The sequence below is a fragment of the Rhizobium sp. PEPV16 genome, assembly GCF_008919455.1.
In the GTDB taxonomy this organism is placed as follows: Bacteria; Pseudomonadota; Alphaproteobacteria; order Rhizobiales; family Rhizobiaceae; genus Rhizobium; species Rhizobium leguminosarum_Q.
Map to the genome: position 1 here is coordinate 1 of NZ_VSZV01000093.1, position 3,954 is coordinate 3,954.

Genomic DNA, 3,954 nt, shown 5'->3' on the forward strand with positions numbered 1-3,954 from the left:
CCGCTCTTAAGAGACAGGGTCTTCTGGAACTTCTGCACCTCGATAAAATACCCCGACTTGGCGATGATCTTACTCCAAGCGTCGTAGTCGAAGATCGTCTTGTCCTTTGAAGCTAGCGCCTTCGTCATCGCGGCGAAGAGTACTGTGACGCCGTCAAAGAGTTTCTTTGTTTCGCCCTGCAATTCGCGATTGGACATCGAATAGAAGATATTACCGGTCTGGTTCAGTCGGAACTGGACACCCTTTTCCTTATCGCCTTCCGGCTCACCATCAGCGGTTGCGAGGAGCATGGTAAGCGGTCTCAGCCGTTTTTTGTTCAGCTCCTCAGAGACAAAATGGTGCCCTTTCAGGGCCGCTGTGCCAGCGTCTACGAATGTGCGGACACTGTCGTCAAAAGTCGCTTGCGAATCCATTGCAGACTCCGTTTTCGATGTCAGCTGCTTTGATGTGCGACGCAGCTCCGAGCCCCGGTCGCCGGCTTCCACGCGTCGACAGCATGCGCGGCCCTGCCAGCAAGCTGCCCGACAACAGGAAGGCACAGGCGATTTTGAATGCTTCCGCGGTGATTTTTGCCTCGCGACCGCGACCATGATCGTTTCCGTCGTGATTCATGATGTCTTCCCCATTGCAAAGATGACCGCCTCACGGCCGGCTTTCTGTGTACTGTCACGAAGACGGCAACTGATCCTCGATCTACATCAATCAGAAAATGACGCCTGTGGTGGGAGCTTCCCCAACCGCCATAACAATCGCGAGCTTGTCCTCGTTGCTCCACCGACGTCGGCGTTCGTGCGCGTCCGCAATACTGAACAGTCGCTGCCTCATCATGTCGTCGTCATTTAATTTCGTTCCAAATCCAGCAATGCGCTACACGCCCAAGTTTCCATAAATTGCTATAGGTTTGCTTTGATATTTGTGCCCCATACCTCAAGTTCCAAGAGCATATGCACGCAACCTTAGCCGCCGAGATGTCGGTCTAAATAGCCTCCTGGAAACTCGGCCAGAGCGGGCATTGACGTACAGGGGTCCCAAACCGGAAGCCCGACCAGGCGGGCGTCCAGCCGGACAATTAGCTTGCGAGCAATAAGGTCTGCAGTCGCCTCCTCAATCTCCGCCAGGCTCGCCCCCTTCAGCTGTCCACTCAGGCGGGCCTCTGGCATGCCTTGATCAGCAGCCAGTAGGATTTCACGCGCCAAGCCTTTGACTCGCTGTTCACGCTCCACTGCTATATTGCGCGTGTCCTCAATCATAATCTCGTCACCGCTATCGCACATCGATAGCATTGGGGTCGTCGGGCCGCGCCATGCGTCTCTCCAGGCATCCATACCTTGAATCATCGCCTGAACGCCGGGGCGGCGGTTTGCGTCAAGTACACCGAAATTGCGGCCGGTATCATTGGCTTGACTGTCTTCGAAGTAGTAAACCTGATCCGCAAGATCGCGCTCAGAGAGCGGATAGACGTAGCGATAGGAAGCGGCCGGGCTGAGCGTCAGACCATATTGGTCGGGTGCGCGATGATAGAGACTGAAGCGCTGGTAGCGCAATCTAACAGCGTGTCCCGGCTGCAGATGATGCAGCAGCGGCAACAAGCGAGCCATTTGAGCGTACCAGGCGTCGCTTTCGCGGGGGAAACCCCACAGGATACTCCAGATAGCCCGCACGCCAAACTGGCGACACCATTTCAGGAGCTGAACATTTTGCACTGCCGTCGTTCCCTTGCCCATAAGCTTCAAAGCGCGGCTATCCAGGCTCTCGATACCTGGTTGGATGCAGCGGACACCGCCTGCGGCCAACTTCTCGACTTCAACGCGCTTCAAATTGGCTTTGACTTCAAAGAAGATGGAGAGCTTTTCGCGTAGGGCGACGAGGCGAGGCAATGCCTTTTCAACATAGTCATTCGCCAGAATGTTATCCACCGCCTCAATGCGCGACGTGCCGTAGCGCTTGGACATCTCTATCATCTCCTCTAACGCTTGTGCGGCCGGTTTCTGGCGATACGTCATCAATGCGCCGTTCAAGCCGCAGAACGTGCAGGGGCTGCTGCGCTGCCACCAGCAGCCGCGAGAGAACTCCATCGGCAGCCCCGGATAAACGCGGTCGGCATAGAGCGATCGCTCAAGTTCGACAAAATAATCCGAGAAATCGGGCAGCGGCAGGGCATGTATATCCTCGACCACTGCGCGGGGCACACAGTCGCCTGTCAGCGTGGCGGGATAGCCGGCCTGGCGATGAACTGGGCCGAAAACGCCGAACGGCAGGTCGCCAGGTGGGATATCGCGACCATGAGTGAGGATGTCGCGACAGAGCCCTCCGATCAGCGTGTCGGCCTCCCCCGACACGACGTAGTCGACCCACGGGAACCGGGCATGAGTAGTACGTCCCATCACGGATTCACAATTTGCCCCCCCCATGAGGGTGACCAAGCCTGGCGCGAGCTCGCTCAGGCGGCGCAACAACGCAAACGAGGGAACGTGCTGATTGAATGTTGACGTGCAGCCGACGATAGCCGGCTGTTCCTTCAGTATCTTGCCGCATGTCCAATCGATGAAGCCGCCGATGAGCGAACGCAACTTGAGGAAATTAGCACGAAGCTCGACCTCACTTTTGTGTGGGCACGGATTGCGCCGGAAATATTGGTCGAGGAACAGGGCGTGGTTGGTTTCGAAGTCGGGAAATGCGACGCCTGCGAACAGCCAGTCAACAAGCGCTTCCTCCGGAGGGGAAGTCTCAAGTAAATTATAGTCGGCGAGGCCAGCGTATTCCAGAAACCAGATATTAGCATAAAATGTCTTCGATTTCAGGCCGGCCCGCGTCAGCGCCGACTGCAGCAGACCAAGCGCCAGCGACGGTCGTTCAACTGTTGACATCGGCATGTTCACCAGCACGATCGGCATATCGGCGCTCATGTCGTGCCCTCGCCATTCCGCCAGGCAAAGCGCTCGTCGAGGTCCTCTTCGAGCAATCCCCTCATGTGCAGCTGGTCGAGCTCATCGGCAATTGCTATGGCGCTCGCTCCATTCGTTACGACCTGCGCAACCAATTCCGACGCAGTACAATGGCCAGCTGCGATCAGATTGCCAACGGAGGAGGCGGCTTTGTCGGGCACCCGATACTCAAAGTGGCCAGATCGGAGAAGGAAGTGATGGCGCTTGGCCTCGTACTGCAAGTCGCCGCGGAAGCGGATCGGCCGGTTGGGAGGCGGGCTCTCGTGCATGTGCTCATCGATCATGCTTTGGACTTCGTCCCGGAACTCATCTGGCGTTCCGAAGAAACGTTCATCCACGATGCGATAACCGAGAGGCCAACGTCCGCTCGCCGGTACCGGCGTCACCAGTTGCACACGCCGCCGCGGCATGTTTACGAGAAAGCCGGAAACGCAGGCGATCGTCGTGTGATCGCTCTCGAGTTCCACGGTTGCATCGCCGTTTTTGACTGCGCTGAGTTTCTCCTTTCGCGCGCGGCCGGCGAAAGCTTTTGAACTTCGCATCTCCTTGCCTTGCAGGACGAGTTCAACGCCCATCAGGTCCTCTGGGGAAAATGCCGCGTGAATTTGGTTGAGTTGATCCGTGCTTAGCACGGAAAAGCGATTGGTCACGCAACGATAGAGTTCGAACAGCTCGAGCACGCGCTTGGTGAGTGCCAGATTCTTGAGAGGCATAGCCGTCGTTGTTTGGGGCAATGTGCCGGTGATTTGATAATAGCCGAAGAGAAAGCGGTCGTAGTCGGGATTATCCATCGGATCTGTGGCGCAATAGCAGAAGCCGGTGCTCGCTGCTGGACCAAACATTTCGCTCGCGACGCCGACTACCCCGCGCCAAAGATAGGCATGCTCTTTGCTATATTCAAAATAACCTTTGAACCGACCCGCCGACAGACCGCAAAACCAGCAGCCCCCGGTGCAGCCTTCGCTCAACTCGAAAGCGATGACTGGGTGCGTGATCGACTGTGCCGATG

At 56.9% G+C, this 3,954-nt stretch carries 3 protein-coding genes and 1 pseudogene; all 4 read right to left on the reverse strand.

Annotated elements, in window-relative coordinates:
• Window positions 1-413, reverse strand: a pseudogene (locus tag FY112_RS01100) (Zygote formation protein zyg1); the annotation flags it as partial.
• Complete coding sequence (locus FY112_RS01105) at window positions 391-612, reverse strand: hypothetical protein (RefSeq protein ID WP_151517423.1); 222 nt, start codon at window positions 610-612, stop codon at window positions 391-393. The gene FY112_RS01105 and the pseudogene FY112_RS01100, both read right to left, overlap by 23 nt.
• 344 nt (window positions 613-956) lie before the next feature.
• Entirely contained in the window at window positions 957-2,906 is a 1,950-nt protein-coding gene (locus FY112_RS01110) for a RiPP maturation radical SAM C-methyltransferase (RefSeq protein ID WP_151517424.1), read from the reverse strand.
• Window positions 2,903-3,954, reverse strand: a 1,052-nt coding sequence (locus FY112_RS01115; RefSeq protein WP_151517425.1) for a radical SAM family RiPP maturation amino acid epimerase, incomplete at its 5' end; no start/stop codon positions are given. The genes FY112_RS01115 and FY112_RS01110, both read right to left, overlap by 4 nt.